Source organism: Streptomyces sp. NPDC002868, from assembly GCF_055563295.1.
In genome coordinates this window covers 1-16934 of the sequence record NZ_JBVHDR010000024.1, presented here as the reverse complement: position 1 = coordinate 16934, position 16934 = coordinate 1, and the positions used below count along the sequence as shown (strand labels likewise).

Sequence of the window (16934 nt, the reverse complement as noted above, 5' to 3'; positions counted from 1 at the left end):
AGGGGGAGAGAACCGTGCTGAGATGCAGCCATGTCCTGTGCAAGGTCGACGACGTCCGTTCGGTCGTACGGGACTACGAGGAGCTCGGCTTCACCGTCGAGTGGGGCAGCGCACCCGAACGCGCCCACAACGCACTGCTGTGGTTCGAGGAAGGGCCGCACATCGAGTTCTTCGAACTGCCGCCATCGTTCCGACTGTTGAAGTGGCCCATGGGTGCCGTGTACGGAACGGCGGCCGGGGAACGGCTGGCCCGGTGGGCGCGCCCCGGGGAAGGCTGGCGGGACCTGGCGCTGGAGACCGACGACACGGCACTGGGCGGCGTGCACACGACGTTGCGCACCGGGGGAGTTCCCGTGTCGCGCGTCATGAAGGGCCGACGCACCCGCCCCGACGGAGACCGGGTGCGCTACGAGTTCCTCGCCGCCCGGCCCGCCCGGCTGCCCTTCGTCGTCTCCGCGTACGACCCGCCGCAGCGTCCCGCCGTCGTGCACCACCCCAACGGAGCACGGCACATCACCCGCATACGCCTGGGGGTGGCGGACCACGACCGTGGCGTCTTCGACGCGCTTGCCGCACACATACGGCAGGACGGCCCGCTCGCCGTGGAACCGGCGCCGTCCACGGGGGTCCTCGGGGTCGAAGTCGACGGCCTCACCGGCCAGTTGGATGCCGTCAAGCTGCACGGCGCCGTCCTCACCGCGCCCGTACGGAAGGAGTAGCCGGTGGAGACCGCATCCACTACCCGCCCCCACCTCCCCGGATTCCGCGGCAGGATCGTCACCCCGGGCACGCCCGGATACGAACGGGCTCGCCGCGTCCGCAACGCCCGCGCCGACCGGCGGCCGTCCCTGATCGCCCGCTGCACCGACGCAGACGACGTGATCGCCGTCCTCGCCCATGCCCGCGGCCGTGGACTGCCGGTCGCCGTCCGCGGCGGCGGAGCCAATGTGGCGGGCTGGGGCACCTGCGACGCCGGCGTGGTCGTCGACATCGGCGAGATGAAACGCATCGACGTCGACCCGCTGTCCCGTACCGCTGTCGCTGAACCCGGCCTGACGTGGGGCGAATTCGACGCCGCCACACAGGAGTTCGGGCTCGCGGTGCCCGGGCCGCGCAACACCGACGTCGGCATCGCCGGGCACACCCTCGGCGGCGGCGTCGGAGACCTGTCCCGCCAGTACGGGCTCACCAGCGACAACGTCACCTTCTTCGAGCTGGTGACCGCGGACGGCCGGCACCTTCGAGCCGACGCGGAGCACCACCCCGACCTGTTCTGGGCCCTGCGCGGAGGCGGCGGCAACTTCGGCATCGTCACCCGCTTCGGCTTCCGGCTCCACCCCGTCACCGGCGTCGTCGCCGGGGCACTCGTCCACCCGGCTGCCCAGGCGCGCACAGCCCTCCGCGCGGCACGCGACTGGCTCACCACCGCCCCCGACGCGGCGTCTCTGATCGCCATCATGTGGACCGCGCCGCCGCTGCCGTTCGTACCCGAGCATCTGCACTTCGAGCGGTGCGCCGTGCTGATCCCGAGCTGGTTCGGGCCGCCTGAGCAGGCCGACGAGGTGCTGGCACCGCTGCGGCACGGCCCCGCCCGTCCGGTCTCCGACAGCGTTGCCCCACTGCCGTACACCGCCTACCAGCGACTGCTGCCCTCACCGCCCGACTACGCCCGCCAGCACGTCTACAACCGCGGCGAACTCCTCACCGAACTGTCCGACACGACGCTCGACCGGCTCCTGGGCCACTGGGACACGGCCGGTCCGAACTTCTCCGTCGTCCTTGGCGCGCTCGGCGGCGCCATCGTCCGGGCTCCCGCGGGGCCGACTGCGTTCACCCACCGCAGCGCCCAGTGGTTCGTGGAGATCTGCGCCCAGTGGTACGGCGACGCCGACAGTCCCGAACACGTGGAACCCGCACGCGCCGGCTGGCAGGACCTCCAGGACGTGACCGAAGGCCCCTACGTCAACCTGCTGCCCGACCCCGAGTCGCAGTGGGTGCGCGTCGCGTACGGAGAGGCGACGTACACACGCCTGGCGCGCCTGAAGGACATGTGGGACCCGGACAACCTCTTCCGCTTCAACGCCAACATTCCGCCGCTCGCCGCCCAGGCCAAGGAGACCGACCGATGACCATCGCATCCACCCCTGGCGAGCTGATCGCGCAGCTGCGGCAGGCGGGCGCACAGCTGTGGGAGGAGGACGGCACCCTCCGTTACCGCGCCCCGAAGGGAACGCTGAGCGCCGGACAGCTCCAGGCACTCAAGGACAACAAGGCCGACGTGCTGGTGTGTCTGCGTGCCGAGGCCCGGCCCTCAGCCCTCATATCCGACCCGGTGGCTCGCCACGAGCCGTTCCCGCTGACCGACGTGCAGGCCGCCTATCTGCTGGGCCGCAATGAGGTCTTCGGCTACGGCGGCGTCGCCTGCCACGTCTACCTCGAAGTCACCTACCCCGACCTGGACCCGGCCCGCACCGAGGACGCCTGGAACCGGCTCGTCGAGCGCCACGACATGCTGCGCGCCGTCATCGACCCCGCGGGCCACCAGCACGTCCTGCCCGCCGTGCCGCGGCTGACCGTGCCCGTCACCGACGTGTGCGGGGCAGAAGCCGAGGGCGCGCTCCTGATGGCGCGCGAGGAGATGGGGCATCGTGTGTACGACAGCACACGGTGGCCGCTGTTCGAACTGAGGGTCACGCGTACCGACTCGCGGGCCGTACTGCACCTGTCGATGGACTTCCTCATCGCGGACTGGGCGAGCATCTGGCTGCTGCTCGCCGAGTTCGAGACCCTGCATGCCGACGTGGGCGCCCAACTCCCCGCTCTCGACGTGCAGTTCCGCGACTACTTGCTCGCCGAGCGCGGTCTGCGCGAGTCCCCGGCTCACCAGCGCGACCGCGACTACTGGTGGTCACGGCTGGACACGCTGCCGCCCGCCCCCGACCTGCCGCTCGCCGAGGCAGAACCGCAGCAGCCGCGCTTCCGACGCCGCTTCCTGAAACTGGACACGCCCGCCTGGGACCGCCTGAAGGACCGCGCCCAGCGCCGCGGCCTCACCCCGTCCTCCGTCGTGCTCGCCGCCTACGCCGCGGTGATCGGACGCTGGAGCCGCAATCCGCGCTTCTGCCTCAACCTGACGGTGCTCAACAGGCTGCCGCTCCACGAGCACATCGACCGCATCGTCGGCGACTTCACCACCGTCAACCTCCTCGCCGTCGAACCGGGGGCAGGCGCCCCCTTCGGCGAGCGGGCCCGCGCACTGGCCGGGCAGCTCTTCGACGACCTCGACCACCGCCTGTGCTCCGGAGTGGAGGTGCTGCGCGAACTCGCCCGCCGCCGGGGCCGCGAAGCCGCCCTCATGCCGATCGTGTTCACCAGCGCCATCGGCCTCGGTGACGGTGGCACGGGCCGCCGGGCCCAGGGCCGCCTGGACGGCTTCGGCATCACCCAGACACCGCAGGTGTTCATCGACTGCCAGGCCATGGACGACTCCGAAGGGCTCCAGGTCAACTGGGACGTCCGCGACGGTGTGTTCTCCGACGGCCTCGTGGACGACATGTTCGACGCCTTCGACACCCTCATACGCGGCCTCGCCGACGGCGACGAACTCTGGGACACCGACGACGTCGTGGCGCTTCCCGCATGGCAGACCGAGGAGCGCCGTAGCGTCAACGACACCGCGGCCGAGCTGCCCGACGGCCTCCTGCACCACAGCGTGCTCGTCCAGGCAGCCCGCACCCCCGACCGGCCCGCGGTGATCGGCCCGGACACGACCCTCAGTTACCGCGAACTCGCCGCCCGCGCAACCGCCGTCGCCGAAACCCTGCGCTCCGCGGGCTGCACCGCCGGGGAGCGGGTTGCGGTCGTCATGGACAAGGGGGTCGAGCAGGTTGTCGCGGTCCTCGGAACCCTGCTCGCCGGCGCCGCATATCTGCCCGTCGACACCGGTCAGCCTCCATTGCGCCGTGCCGCCATGCTCGCCGACGCCGGAGCCCGGCACATCCTGACCCAGTCGTGGGTGGACTCCGACTGGCCCGAGAACAATCACGTCGTCGCCGTGGACGCGCTCGCCCCCGCGTCGCAGGCGGCCGAGCCACCGTATGTAGGCGACCCGGACGCACCGGCGTACGTCATCTACACCTCGGGCTCCACAGGGCGGCCCAAGGGCGTCGTGATCAGCCACCGGGCCGCGCTCAACACGATCGTGGACATCGGCCGCCGCTTCGGCGTCACGGCCGACGACCGGGTGCTGGGCCTCGCCAACCTCGGCTTCGACCTGTCCGTGTACGACATCTTCGGCCCGCTGTCGGACGGCGGCGCCCTCGTCCTGCCCGACCCGCAGCGGCGCACCGACCCGTCCCACTGGGCCGACCTGATCGCCCAGCACGGTGTCACCGTCTGGAACTCCGTACCGGCGCTGATGCAGATGCTGGCGACCTACCTGGAGTCGGAGCCGGGCATCTACCTGCCCGCGCTGCGGCTGGCGCTGCTGTCCGGCGACTGGATCCCTGTGTCCCTGCCCGGCACGCTGGGCGGTCGCCTGCCCGGGCTGGACGTCGTCGCGCTCGGGGGTGCCACCGAGGCGGCGATCTGGTCCATCCACCACCGCTGCCAGGGCAGTTACGAGGGACGGCACAGCATCCCGTACGGCGTGCCTCTCGCCAACCAGGGCTTCCGAGTGCTGGACGCCCAGCTGCGGGACTGCCCGGTGTGGGTGGCCGGGGAGCTGTACATCAGCGGGCACGGGCTCGCCGAGGGTTACCTGGGCGATCCGGAGACCACAACTCACCGGTTCGTCACCCACCCGCGTGACGGACAGCGCCTGTACCGTACCGGCGACTTGGGCCGTTTTCTGCCCGGCGGCGAGATCGAGTTCCTGGGCCGTGAGGACACCCAGGTCAAGGTGCGCGGCCACCGGATCGAGCTGGGCGAGATCGAAGCGGCGCTGCTGGAGCATCCGGCAGTGTCCGCCGCGGCCGTCGTCGTCGACGGCACGGGGGAGGAGAGGGCGCTCCTCGGCGTCGTCGAGCCCGCGCCAGCCGAGAGGCCCACTGAAGGTGCCGGATCCCTGGCGCCCGTGGTGAGCGAGGCGGCCGACGGTGCCCTTCCCGGTCTGGACCACGGCCGGGTGGCCGCCCACACGCGGGCCTTCGACGAGGCGGTCCTGACCTCGATGGCGTACGCACTGGGGGAGTTGGGGCTGTTCCCGGCCGCCGACGAGAAGCCCTCGGAGCAGCAGCTGCGGGACGCGGGGATCGAGCCGTGCCACGACTGGCTGGTGCGCCGCTGGCTCGCGGTGCTGGACGGACACGGCGTCAGCGACGCCGACGAGCACATCGTGACCCGCCGGTGGGCGGAGGCCGAGGCGGCGTGGAGCGGCGAGATCGCCGACCGTGACTTCCTGGCCTACGTGAGGAGCAACGCCGACCGGCTTCCGGAGCTGCTGACCGGCCGCCAGGATCCCGTCAAAATCCTCTTCCCGGACGGTGACTTCACCACCGCCCACGCCCTCTACCGGCGCAATGCCATGGCCCGCTACCTGAACCGAGCAGTCGCCACCATCCTCGAACACATCGCCGCCGAGCATCCCGCGGGTCGACCGCTGTGCGTCCTTGAGGCGGGCGCCGGCACCGGCGGCACCACCCAGGACGCGCTGAAGGCGCTCGCGGACCGGGAGTTCACGTACCTCTTCACGGATGTGGCGGGCTTCTTCCTCCCCGAGGGACGCCGTCGCTTCGGCGACCGCCCGGGGATGCACTTCGGGGTCTTCGACATCGACGCCGACCACCGCGCCCAGGGAATCGCTCCGAACGCGTACGACGTGGTGCTCGCCGCCGGAGTGCTGGAGAACGCCCGCGACATCGAGGCGTCCCTGGCCCGCCTCGCCGAACTCGTGGCTCCCGGCGGCTGGCTGGTGCTCACCGAGCCCACCCGCGAGCATCCGTGGATCCTGGCCTCCCAGGCGTTCATGATGACCGAGCCGGAGGACGCCCGCGCCCTCGGCGGCCCCTCCTACCTGGCCCGTGACCAATGGCTCGACCTGCTCACCGGGATCGGCGCCGAGCAGGTGCTGAGCCTGCCCGACGACGGGCACGCACTCGCCCCGCAGCACGTCCACCTCTTCGCCGCTCGTATGAAGACCGACCGGGCGTACGTCACTGAGGCCGACCTCGCGGGGTTCCTGCGTGAACGGCTGCCCGCCCATATGCGCCCGTCGCATCTCCAGATCGTGGACGCGCTCCCGCTGACCGGGAACGGCAAGGTCGACCGGCGCACGCTCCAGGGCTGGCGGCCCGCGGCCGGCGACGCAGTGCCTCAGCAGACCGCCGAGGCACCCGCCGATGCCTTCGAGTCCCGCCTCGCCGCCCTGTGGGCCGACGCTCTGCCCAGCGGACGCATCGGCCGCACCGACAACTTCTACGACCACGGAGCCGACTCGCTGATCATGGCCCGCATGGCCGGCCGACTGCGTGAGGAGCTTCCCGAGGCGTCCGGCATCCCCTTCGACACGATGCTGCGGCAGCTGCTCAACCACCCCACGCTCGCCGAACTCGCCGCGTTCCTGCGCACCAGTGACGGTGTTAAGGTGGGACCCGCCCTGCGCCGCGCCACCACGGGCAACGCCGCCCTGATGCCCTTCAGCACCACCGGCGACGGCCCGCTGCGCGTGATGTTCCACGCCGGACTCGGCACCATGGACTGCTACCGGCCGCTGGCGGCCCATCTCGTCGGGCAGGACCTCGGTCCGGTCCTCGGTGTGGTCATCGAGGACACCGAGCGATACTGCTCCCAGGACCCGGCCACGGTCATCGAGCGTGCCGCCGACGACTACGCCGAGCGGCTGCTCGCCGAGGGACACGACCGGGTCCAGCTCATCGGCTACTGCCTGGGCGGCCTGTACGCCACCGAAGTGGCCCGGCGCCTCGACGAGCGCGGCGTGACCGTCGAGGACCTGGTGCTCATCAGCAGCCACCCCGTGGTCGTCGACGTCGAGGACGACCTGATGATCGAAATCCTCTTCGTGCCCAACCTGCACATCTCCCTGGCACAGACCGGGTTCGGCGACATCGACGGTGACACCGTCGTACGCGGTTTTATGCACGTCATCGAGCGCAATGGGGGCAAGGTCCCACTGGGTGCTTTGGAGGAGGTCGCCGGGGATCCGGAGCTGGACCGCGCCGGCGACTTCTTCCGGCGCCTCGGCTCGTACACGCGCGAGGAGCGGTTCGCCGTGTACGCCCGTACTGCCACGGAGGCCGGTGGCGAGCAGGTGCCGCCGGAGATGGTCGCCGCGATGTTCACGGTGTTCCGGCAGAGCTTCCTGTCGGCGCGGTTCACGCCGGAGCCGTACGCGGGCGACATCCGCTTGCTGAGGCCGCGCGGCGCCTCCGGCTTCGCGCCCGGCATGGACGAGGCGACGCTCGCCTTCTGGCGCGACGTGTGCATCGGCGACCTCCCCGTCACCGACATCGACGGCAACCACTTCAGCTGCATCGAGGACTCGTACGTCGCGCACGTCGCCGACCTCGTGGCCGCCCCGCTGCGCACATCGCGGAACCGCTGACCGACTCCCTTGGCACGCAGGAGACCACCATGGCCGAGCACTACCAACATGCCCGTGTCGACGGGCCGTTCGACCCCCTTGCCGTCGTCGCCCACCTCGTCGGCTCGGGACTGCTCAACGACTACGTCGTCTACGAGCGCGAACAGCGCTGGTACGTGGCGGGCAACCCGATGGGCGAGATACGTGTCGACGCCCATGCGGTGCGCACCAGCTTCGCCGGACTCCAAAACGGCACCGGGGCCGAGACCCGCCGTGAGCAGGTGCTGCCCTGGTCGGGCACACCCTGGGAGCGAATACGTTCCGCGCTCGACGAGACGCCCACGGAGGGCTGGAACGCCTACGGCTGGCTCTCGTTCGAGCTGGCAAGCGGGGCCGGCGACAGTCCGGGAGCCGAAGCGCTGGCTCATCTCATCGTTCCCGGCACCGAGTTGACGATCACCGAGGACGGCATCGACGTCCGGACCGTCGACCCTGACCTGCCCGACCGCCTCCGCAAAGTGCTGGCCGACACCCCGCGACACGCCACCCCACGGACTCCGAAGCCCGTCGACGTCCACCACCCGCGCAGCACGTACCACACCCATGTCGCCCACGCCGTCTCCGAGATCAGCCGGGGCAGGCTCGACAAGGTCATCCTCTCGCGCACCGTCTCCGTGCCCTACGCCGTCGACATGACCGCCACCTACGTGACCGGCCGGACCGCCAACACCCCCGCGCGCTCCTTCCTCCTCGACCTCGGCGGGATGCAGGCCGCGGGCTTCAGCCCCGAAACAGTGATCGAGGCGCCCGGGGACGGCACCGCCCTCACCCAGCCGCTGGCCGGGACCCGTGCCCTGACCGGCGACCCCGACACGGACGCCGCGCTGCGCACGGAGCTCCACCGCGACCCGAAGGAGGTCTACGAGCACGCCACGTCCGTGAAGCTGGCGATGGAGGAGCTGTCCTCCGTGGGCATCCCGGACAGCACGCGCGTGGGGGAGTTCCTCACCGTCAAGCCGCGCGGCAGCGTGCAGCACCTCGCCTCCCGCGTCACCACCGACCTGGCCGACGGCCGCACCGCGTGGGACGCGCTCGGCGCCGTCTTCCCGCCGGTCACCGCGTCCGGCATCCCGAAACAGGCTGCCTACCGGCTGATCCGCGAACTGGAGGAGGAACCGCGCGGCATGTACGCGGGCGCCGTCCTGCGGGCCGGCTCCGACGGGTCGCTGGACGCGGCTCTGGTGCTGCGCGCCGTCTACCAGCGCGGCGGCCGGGCCTGGCTGCGCGCGGGCGCAGGAGTGGTAGGAGCCTCTCGTCCCGCCCGCGAGTACGAAGAGACCTGCGAGAAGCTCCGCAGCGTCGCCCCCTACGTCGTCCCGAAGGAGGGCTGACCATGCTCGACGGATTCACCGGCTGGCCCAAGGAGTTCGCCGGCCGCTACCGCGAACGCGGCTACTGGCGCGGCCGCACTCTCGGCTCCCTGTTGCGGGAGCGGGCCGCGGCCACGCCCGACGCCGTCGCTGTCGTCGACGGGCAGCGGCGGTGGACGTACGGCGAACTCGACCGGCGCGTCGACCGGCTGGCGGCCGGGCTGCACGGAATCGGCCTCGCACCCGGCGACCGTGTGGTGGTGCACCTGCCGAACATTGCGGAGTTCCTGGAACTGTCCTTCGCGCTGTTCCGTCTCGGCGCTGTTCCCGTCATGGCGCTGCCCGCCCACCGGGAGGAGGAGATCGGGCATCTGGTCGCCCTCTCCGAGGCGGTGGCGTACGTCGTCCCCGACACGCATCTCGGCTTCGACCACCGACCGCTGGCCCGCGTCGTACGCGACCGGTCGCCGGGCCTGAGCCACGTCCTGGTCGTCGGCGACGCCCAGGAGTTCACCTCCTTGGCGTCGATCGCCGCCGACCCGCGGCCGCTGCCGGAACCCGACCCGTCCGACGTGGCGCTGCTGCTCCTGTCCGGCGGCACCACGGGAGCACCGAAGCTCATCCCGCGCACGCACGACGACTACTTCTACAACGCCACCGCCAGCGCCCGTGTGACCGGCGTGGATTCCGCCACGCGGTATCTGGCGGCACTGCCCGTCTCCCACAACTTCCCCCTCGCCTGCCCCGGCCTACTCGGCACGCTCCACGCGGGCGGCACCGTCGTCATGTGCCCCAACCCCAGCCCGGACGCCGCGTTCCCGCTCATCGCCCGCGAACGCGTCACCGTCACCGCGCTCGTGCCCTCGCTCGCCCTGCTGTGGCTGGAGGCCGCCGAATGGGCTGCGGACGATCTCGGCAGTCTTCAGCTGCTGCAGGTGGGCGGCTCCCGGCTCAAGGCCGAGACCGCCCGGCGCGTCGCCCCCGAGCTTGGCTGCCGTCTCCAGCAGGTCTTCGGCATGGCCGAAGGCCTGCTCTGCTACACGCGCCCGGACGACCCCGAAGAGCTTGTCCTCGACACCCAGGGCCGCCCCCTCTCGGACGAGGACGAGATACGCATCGTCGGCGCCGACGACCGCGACGTGGCGGACGGTGAGGTGGGCGAACTGCTCGTCCGCGGCCCGTACACGCTGCGCGGCTACTACCGGGCACCCGAGCACAACGCGAAGGCGTTCACCGAGGACGGCTTCTACCGCAGCGGCGACCTGGTGCGGCGGCTGCCGAGCGGGCACCTCGTCGTGGAAGGCCGCATCAAGGACGTCATCAACCGAGGTGGTGAAAAGGTCCCGGTCGAGGAGGTCGAGAACCACCTGCTCGCCCATCCGGCCGTTCACGACGCCGCGGTGGTCGGGCTGCCCGACGCGTTGCTGGGGGAGCGCAGCTGCGCCTGCGTCATTCCCCGCGGAACGCCACCCAGCCGCGCCGACCTGGCCGCCCATCTCACGGCACGCGGTCTCGCCGCGTACAAACTCCCCGACGAGGTAAGGGCGTTGACGTCCTTCCCGCGCACCGCCCTCGGCAAGGTCGACAAGGCCGCTCTCGTCCGGCAGATGTCCGCATGAGCGGCCTGCGCACCGTCCTTGACCTCGTCGCGCTCTCTTCGCACGTGCGTCGTCGCCTCCAACGGGCCGCTGTGCTGGGCCTGTTGAGCGGAGCCTGCTCTGTCACGGGTTTCGTGTGCGTGGCGTACGCCGTCGGGGAACTGCTCACCGACGACCCGTCCGGCACGATCGTCACCCGCTGGACCCTGGGCGCGCTCGTCGGCCTGCTCGGCGGCTTCGGAGCCCGCGCTCTGGCCGAGCACCTGGCGCACGAGGCCAGCTACGAGCTTGAGGTCGTTCTGCGCCGCCGGCTCGCTGACGCCCTGGCGCGTATGCCACTCGGCGAGGTGCAGCGCCTCGGCGCCGGGCGGATCAAGAAGATCGTCCAGGACGACGTGAAGTCCCTGCACAACGTGGTCGCCGACGCGCTGCCGTTCCTCGGCTCCGGCATCGCCCAGCCGATCGCCGCACTCCTCACGCTCGGCGCGGTGCAGTGGCGGATGCTGCTCGCCGTACTGCTGATCATCCCCGTGGCCTTCGTGTGCTTCTCGCTGATGGCCCGCGACTACGGCACCCAGCGCGAGCGCTACAACACGGCCAACGAGAACGTGAACGCGGCCGTCGTCGAGTTCGTCCAGGGCATGCCGGTCGTGCGTACCTTCGACGACGGCAGGGCGTCCTTCGGCCGCTTCTCCACCGCCGTCGAGGAGTTCACCGAGGCCGTCGCCGCCTGGATGGCCACCACCCGCTCATCGGGACTGCTGCACCGGCTGTTCATCGTGCCGCTGCCCACCCTGCTCATCGTCGCCGTCACCGGCGTACCGATGCTCGCGGCCGACTGGATCTCGCTCACCGACCTCCTGCTCGCCCTGCTCATCGGCACCCTGCCCATCGAAGCGGTCTCACCCCTGATGCATCTGACGAACCACATCAACGACGCCAGGGCGGGCGCCGTCCGAGTACGGGAGCTCCTGGACGCACCGCCGCTGCCCGAACCCGACCACCCGCGCGAGCCGAACGGCTCGGCCATCACCTTCGAGTCGGTCACCTTCCGCTACCCCGGCCGCGAGGACCGGCCAGCCCTGGACAGCATCGACCTCGACATCCCCGAAGGCACGGTGTGCGCGCTGGTCGGCGCGTCCGGATCCGGCAAGTCCACGCTCGCCCGGCTGATCCCCCGCTTCCACGACGTCGACTCGGGCGCCGTGCGCGTCGGGGGCGTGGACGTGCGCGACACGCGCAGCGAGGTGCTGCTGCGCCATGTCGCGCTCGTCTTCCAGGACCCGTTCCTCGTGACCGGCACCGTCGCCGAAAACATCCGGCTCGCCCGCCCCGACGCCACCGACGACGAGGTCCGCGCCGCTGCCGAGGCCGCCGCCGCCCACGACTTCATCGGGCGCGAACTCCCCGACGGCTACAACACCCAGGTCGGGGAGCGCGGCGCCCACCTGTCAGGCGGCCAGCGCCAGCGCATCACCATCGCCCGCGCGATCCTCTCGCACGCCCCGATCGTCATCCTCGACGAGGCAACCGCCTTCACCGACCCCGAGACCGAAGCGGCCATCCAACAGGCCGTCGCCCGCCTCACCCGGGGCCGCACCGTCCTCGTCATCGCACACCGGCTGTCGACGATCACCGACGCCGACCAGATCGTGGTGCTCGACCAGGGCCGCATCGCCGAACGCGGCCGCCACGCCGAACTCGTCGCCGCGGGCGGCCGCTACGCCGACCTCTGGTCGAGCCACCAGCAGGCCGCCGCCTGGGGTATGACCGGCAGCCGCACGCACCAGGTCCGCACCAGGGAGGTCACCCCATGAAGCGCATCCTGCGGCTGATGCTCACCGCGGCGGGACCGTACGCCCCGCAGTTCCGCGCCACACTGCGCACGTCGCTGGCGGCGACCGTCCTGCAGGCTGCCGCGTATGCCTGCTTCGTACCGCTGCTCGCGGAGCTGTGCCGCGAGCCGGTGCGCACCGGCTCGGCCTTGGCCTGGGTCGGACTGCTCGCGCTGCTCGTCGCCGCCGAAGGCGCCCTGCGCGTCCGCGAGATGGCGTTCACCTACGACTACTGGCACTTGGTTACGGGCTCCACCCGCCTCAGGTTGGGCGCAGCACTGCGCGCGATGCCGCAGCAGGAGCTGAGCCGACGCGCCGCGGGCGACCTCACCCAGGTCGTCGGCGGCAACGCGACGACGGCCGCCACCGCGGTTTCGTCCCTGGCCGCGCTCTTCGTGCAGCTCGTCACCGTCCCGGTCGTCCTCGGCGTGGTCGTCGTCGCTCTGGACTGGCGGCTCGGTCTGGTGCTCGTCGCGGGCGCGCTGGCGGCCCTTCCCCTGGTACGCCGGGTACAGCGCCGCTCCGGATCCGGGTTCCGGGAGGTCGACGAAGCCGACGGTGAGAGCGCAGCACGGATCGTGGAGTATGTGCAGGGCCTGCCGGTCCTCAAGGCCACCGGCCAGGCGGGTGCCGACTCGCCACGGCTGTTGCCCGTGCTGACCCACCAGCACCGCGCCCAGGCCGCATCGAACCGCTCCGCGGCCTTGCCCGTCGCGGGCACCCAACTCCTCGTCCAACTCGCTCTCGTGGCACTGGTCGCACTCGGCGCCGCACTCGTCCTCGACGCCCAGCTCACCCCCGCGACCCTGCTCGCCGTCACGGTCGCCGCGGCCCGCTTCGCCGAACCCCTGAGCCTGGCCGCCGTCATGACCAAGCTCTTCGAGCTCTCCGAGGCGGCACTCGCGCGCATCGACGAAGTGCTGCGGGTGCCCCCACTGCCGCCGGCCGAAGGCGGACGGCCACCCGCCGCCTTCGACATCAGCTTCGAGCACGTCACCTTCGCGTACGACGGCCAGAGCGAACCCACCCTGAAGGATGCCGACTTCACCATCCCGGAACGCAGCCTGACCGCGCTCGTAGGCCCCTCCGGCTCCGGCAAGACGACCGTGACCCGGCTCATCGGCCGCTACGCCGACCCGCAACACGGCACCGTGCGCATCGGCGGAGTCGACCTTTCCACGCTCGAACCGGACGACGTGCTGCGGCACATCGCCGTCGTCTTCCAGGACGTCTATCTCTTCGACGACACGATCCGCGCCAACATCGCCCTCGCCCGGCCGGACGCGACCGACGCCGAGATCGAGGGCGCTGCCCGCGCCGCCGGCATCCACGACTTCGTCGACCGGCTGCCCGACCGCTACGACACGCGCGTCGGCGAGATCGGCTCCGCCCTCTCCGGCGGCGAGCGCCAGCGCATCTCGATCGCCCGCGCCTTCCTGAAGGACGCCCCGATCGTGCTGCTCGATGAGCCCACGGCCGCACTGGACTGCACGTCCGAGAGGGTGGTCCAGCAGGCCATCGACCGGCTGGTGGCCGGAAAGACCGTGGTCGTCATCGCCCACCGCCTGTCCACGGTCGTCGGCGCCGACCAGATCCTTGTCGTCGAGGGCGGCCGCATCACCCAGCGCGGTACCCACACAGACCTGCTCACGGACCCCGACGGCCGCTACGCGCGCATGTGGGCCGCCCAGTCGGCCTCCCGCGACTGGCAGATCCCCGGCAGCGTTCATGCAGCGTGACGGCCGAGTCGACGGGCAGTCGGCTGGTGGCGACCGCGGATTGAAGTGCTGAAGGACCCGGAGGCGGGCGCCGGTGGCCCCTGACATTGGCGGAGCCGCAGCGCGCATCCGCGGCCGCGACGCCGACCGGCGCGAGTTCTACGCCACCCATGTGCGCGCCGACGAACGGCGACGCTCTGCCGAGGGCCAGCCGCCGTCGGCAGGGCGGACTGGTCCGGAACTCTCACAGCGTGCGAGACGACTGCTGAGGTGCGCAGGTCGCGCCAACAGGCATGACAACAAGGGGTGTTGAAAAGAGATGGAAGCTGAGCGTGGGCGGAGTCGGCGCGGGTGCTGCACCGCCAAGCTCTACCCGGGGCTCTTCGCCCACTGGAAACTCCTCCGGCCTCGAACGACCGGGTGATGGGAGCCGTGTGAATCGAGAGGTTCACGCACGGTTCTGAGAGAGCCGGGAGGTGAGATCCCTCCCGGCTACTCGCTAGGCGAGGTACGGAGGATACGAGATTCGAACTCGTGAGGGGTTGCCCCCAACACGCTTTCCAAATGTTCGTCCGGGTGTCCGGGGAGGTGCGGGAACGTCCTGACCTGCGGCGGAGATGTTGGCGAACGGGCTTCTGAACGGTCCCGGATGCAGGTGAATGAGACCCGAACTCAGACCAAGGACTGGCGACTCCCGCCCGTGCGGTGACTTGGTCCTCGTGGCGCCAACGGACGCTCACTTTGAACCCACGAGAACAGCCCAAGACGGCCATCGCTTCATACGGTCTACAGGCTTGCTAGCTTCCGCAGGCTCCGTTGCCGCCACCATCGCAAACCTGAGCACTTCCTGGCCTTCACCGGCGTCTCCTCAGCCCTCATCGGCTACCGTCAACTCGCCAAATGAGACGACGTAGTGACAGCGCTTCGAGCAGCGACCGGACGGCAGCATCATCGCAATGGGCGATGCGCTGCACACATGGGTGCGCGTAGCTGAGCTGCAAGCCGCCTCGCGCCCGAGCGAATGGCGCCCGGGCTGCAGTGATGACGTGAGCGGCCTTCTGGGGGATTCCGGAGGGTGGCTGCGTGAGCTGTCCGGCACAGTCCCACGCCCACGTACGGGGGACGGTGCCCGGCATATCAGCCGGACTGGCGTAGCTGTGGCGGCCTACGATCCTCGGTTCGGTGAAGGAGACTGCCTCATGTTGCAGCGAGACGAGCTGTGCCACCCCGACTTCCAAGCCCTGGCCAAGATTCAGGCAAGCGAGGAGGCGGGGCTGCTGGCGAAGCCGAACGTGGTCGGCGTCGCCCTCGGCTACAAATACACCGGCGGTAAGAAGACCAACCAGAAGGCTCTGGTGGCGTTGGTCGAGACGAAGCTCGACAAACAGATGCTGGGCAAGGGCGAGCTGGCGCCGGCAAAGATCGGGGAGACGCCGGTCGACGTGCAGGAGGTTGGCATCATCCATGCCGGCCTCGGTCCTGGCCTGACCACGAACGTACCCATGTTCATGATGGACGGCATGATGGAGGTGGGTCGGGAGCGGGAGGCCCTGGAGGAGCGCGAGCCATCGGCCATCACACGCGAACGGATCGGGCCCGGCATGGTCACCATGAGGCCCCAGGTGCTCACCCACAGGGTCCGCCCCGCGTGTGGCGGGGTCAGCATCGGCCACTACAAGATCACCGCAGGGACGCTCGGAACCTGCGTGTACGACGCGCAGTACTTCCCCGGCGCCCCGCCGAAGTACTACGTGCTGTCCAACAACCACGTACTGGCCAACTCCAACGACGCCAAGATCGGCGACCCGATCCTCCAACCCGGTCCGTACGACGGCGGCAGTGCGACGGCCGACACGATCGCATGGCTCAGCAGGTTCGTACCGATCAAGTTCATCCAGAACGGAAATGTGCCGCTCAACTACGTGGACGCGGCCATCGCCGAGGGCGACTTCCGGGACCTGGACAGGCGGATCTACTGGGCGGGCGACGTCAAGCGCATCAACTCCGCCCCGCAGATCGACACCCTGGTGCAGAAGTGCGGCAGAACAACCAACTACACCACCGGCCGCGTGCTCAACATCAACGCCACGGTGGACGTCAACTACGGCAACGGGCGGGTGGCCCGGTTCGCCAACCAGATCATCACCACGCCCATGTCAGCAGGCGGCGACTCCGGCAGCATGGTGTGCGACCTGGAGGAGGGCGCGGTCGGGTTGCTGTTCGCGGGTTCGCCCTACGCGACCATCATGAATCCCATCCCGCTCGTGCAGCAGCTGCTCGGAATCCGCGTCACCGAGACACCCTGACCGGCTCTCGCGGTACGGCGACGGTTCGAGACTGCCCAGATGGAAGGACCATGAACGAGAGCAAGTTGTCCGCCGCCCTGGCCAAAGCCAGCGGCTGGGTCGGCCAGGTCGCCGGGGTCGTCGCGGTTGGCCAAGGCGAGCAGCCCGACGGTGCCCCCACGATCGACGTATGGGTCACCAGCCTCGCCGAGGCAGGACCTCTCCCGGATGAGGTGGGCGGCTACGTCGTCCGTGTGCGGGAGACCGGTGGTCCCATCGAGGCCCAGTGAGCCCCTGCATTCACGGTGAGTGACAAGAAGAGAGAAAAAACAGCGGAGGACCCGCGCCGTAGATCGGTGCGGGTCCTTATGCATGCGCGCCTGGGTCACGTCCCAGAGCGGACAACAGCATCGAATCAAGCCTCCACAGACCCCGGAGCGGTTCACCCTGATCCAGGTGGAAGTGGTGGCTGTGCCCCATGACGCACCTCCACACAAGCGAGCGCCCATGGGCCCCTGGCCGACTGAGGAAGATTCGGAGAGCGACAATTGTGGTGGGTGCCGTGCCGGTCGGTTACGGAGTGCAGGT

At 70.4% G+C, this 16934-nt stretch carries 9 protein-coding genes; all 9 read left to right on the top strand.

Annotated features, from left to right (window positions below; all coding sequences use genetic code 11):
• The first annotated feature begins 14 nt into the window (after positions 1 to 14).
• On the top strand, positions 15 to 719 hold the full coding sequence (locus tag ACZ3H8_RS36670) for a VOC family protein (protein WP_467409187.1): 705 nt from the start codon (positions 15 to 17) through the stop codon (positions 717 to 719).
• Between the two features lie 3 nt (positions 720 to 722).
• Entirely contained in the window at positions 723 to 2129 is a 1407-nt protein-coding gene (locus ACZ3H8_RS36665) for an FAD-binding oxidoreductase (protein ID WP_467409185.1), read from the top strand.
• The gene (locus ACZ3H8_RS36660) at positions 2126 to 7561 is read left to right on the top strand and encodes a non-ribosomal peptide synthetase (RefSeq protein WP_467409183.1); all 5436 of its coding nucleotides are present in this window, start codon (positions 2126 to 2128) and stop codon (positions 7559 to 7561) included. Before ACZ3H8_RS36665 ends, ACZ3H8_RS36660 begins: the two co-directional genes overlap by 4 nt.
• Positions 7562 to 7590: 29 nt before the next feature.
• Entirely contained in the window at positions 7591 to 8931 is a 1341-nt protein-coding gene (locus ACZ3H8_RS36655) for a salicylate synthase (RefSeq protein ID WP_467409181.1), read from the top strand.
• Positions 8932 to 8933: 2 nt separating this feature from the next.
• Positions 8934 to 10529 carry a (2,3-dihydroxybenzoyl)adenylate synthase gene (locus ACZ3H8_RS36650; protein ID WP_467409180.1) on the top strand — a complete coding sequence of 532 codons (1596 nt, stop codon included), beginning with the start codon at positions 8934 to 8936 and terminating at the stop codon, positions 10527 to 10529.
• Positions 10526 to 12325, top strand: a complete 1800-nt coding sequence (locus ACZ3H8_RS36645) for an ABC transporter ATP-binding protein (protein ID WP_467409177.1) — start codon at positions 10526 to 10528, stop codon at positions 12323 to 12325. Before ACZ3H8_RS36650 ends, ACZ3H8_RS36645 begins: the two co-directional genes overlap by 4 nt.
• On the top strand, positions 12322 to 14082 hold the full coding sequence (locus tag ACZ3H8_RS36640) for an ABC transporter ATP-binding protein (RefSeq protein ID WP_467409176.1): 1761 nt from the start codon (positions 12322 to 12324) through the stop codon (positions 14080 to 14082). The genes ACZ3H8_RS36645 and ACZ3H8_RS36640 overlap by 4 nt, the downstream gene beginning before the upstream one ends.
• Before the next feature lie 1178 nt (positions 14083 to 15260).
• A complete protein-coding gene (locus tag ACZ3H8_RS36635; RefSeq protein WP_467409174.1) occupies positions 15261 to 16367 on the top strand; it encodes a chymotrypsin family serine protease in 1107 nt (368 codons plus the stop codon).
• 50 nt (positions 16368 to 16417) lie between these two features.
• Complete coding sequence (locus tag ACZ3H8_RS36630; protein WP_467409173.1) at positions 16418 to 16636, top strand: hypothetical protein; 219 nt, start codon at positions 16418 to 16420, stop codon at positions 16634 to 16636.
• Positions 16637 to 16934: the final 298 nt, after the last annotated feature.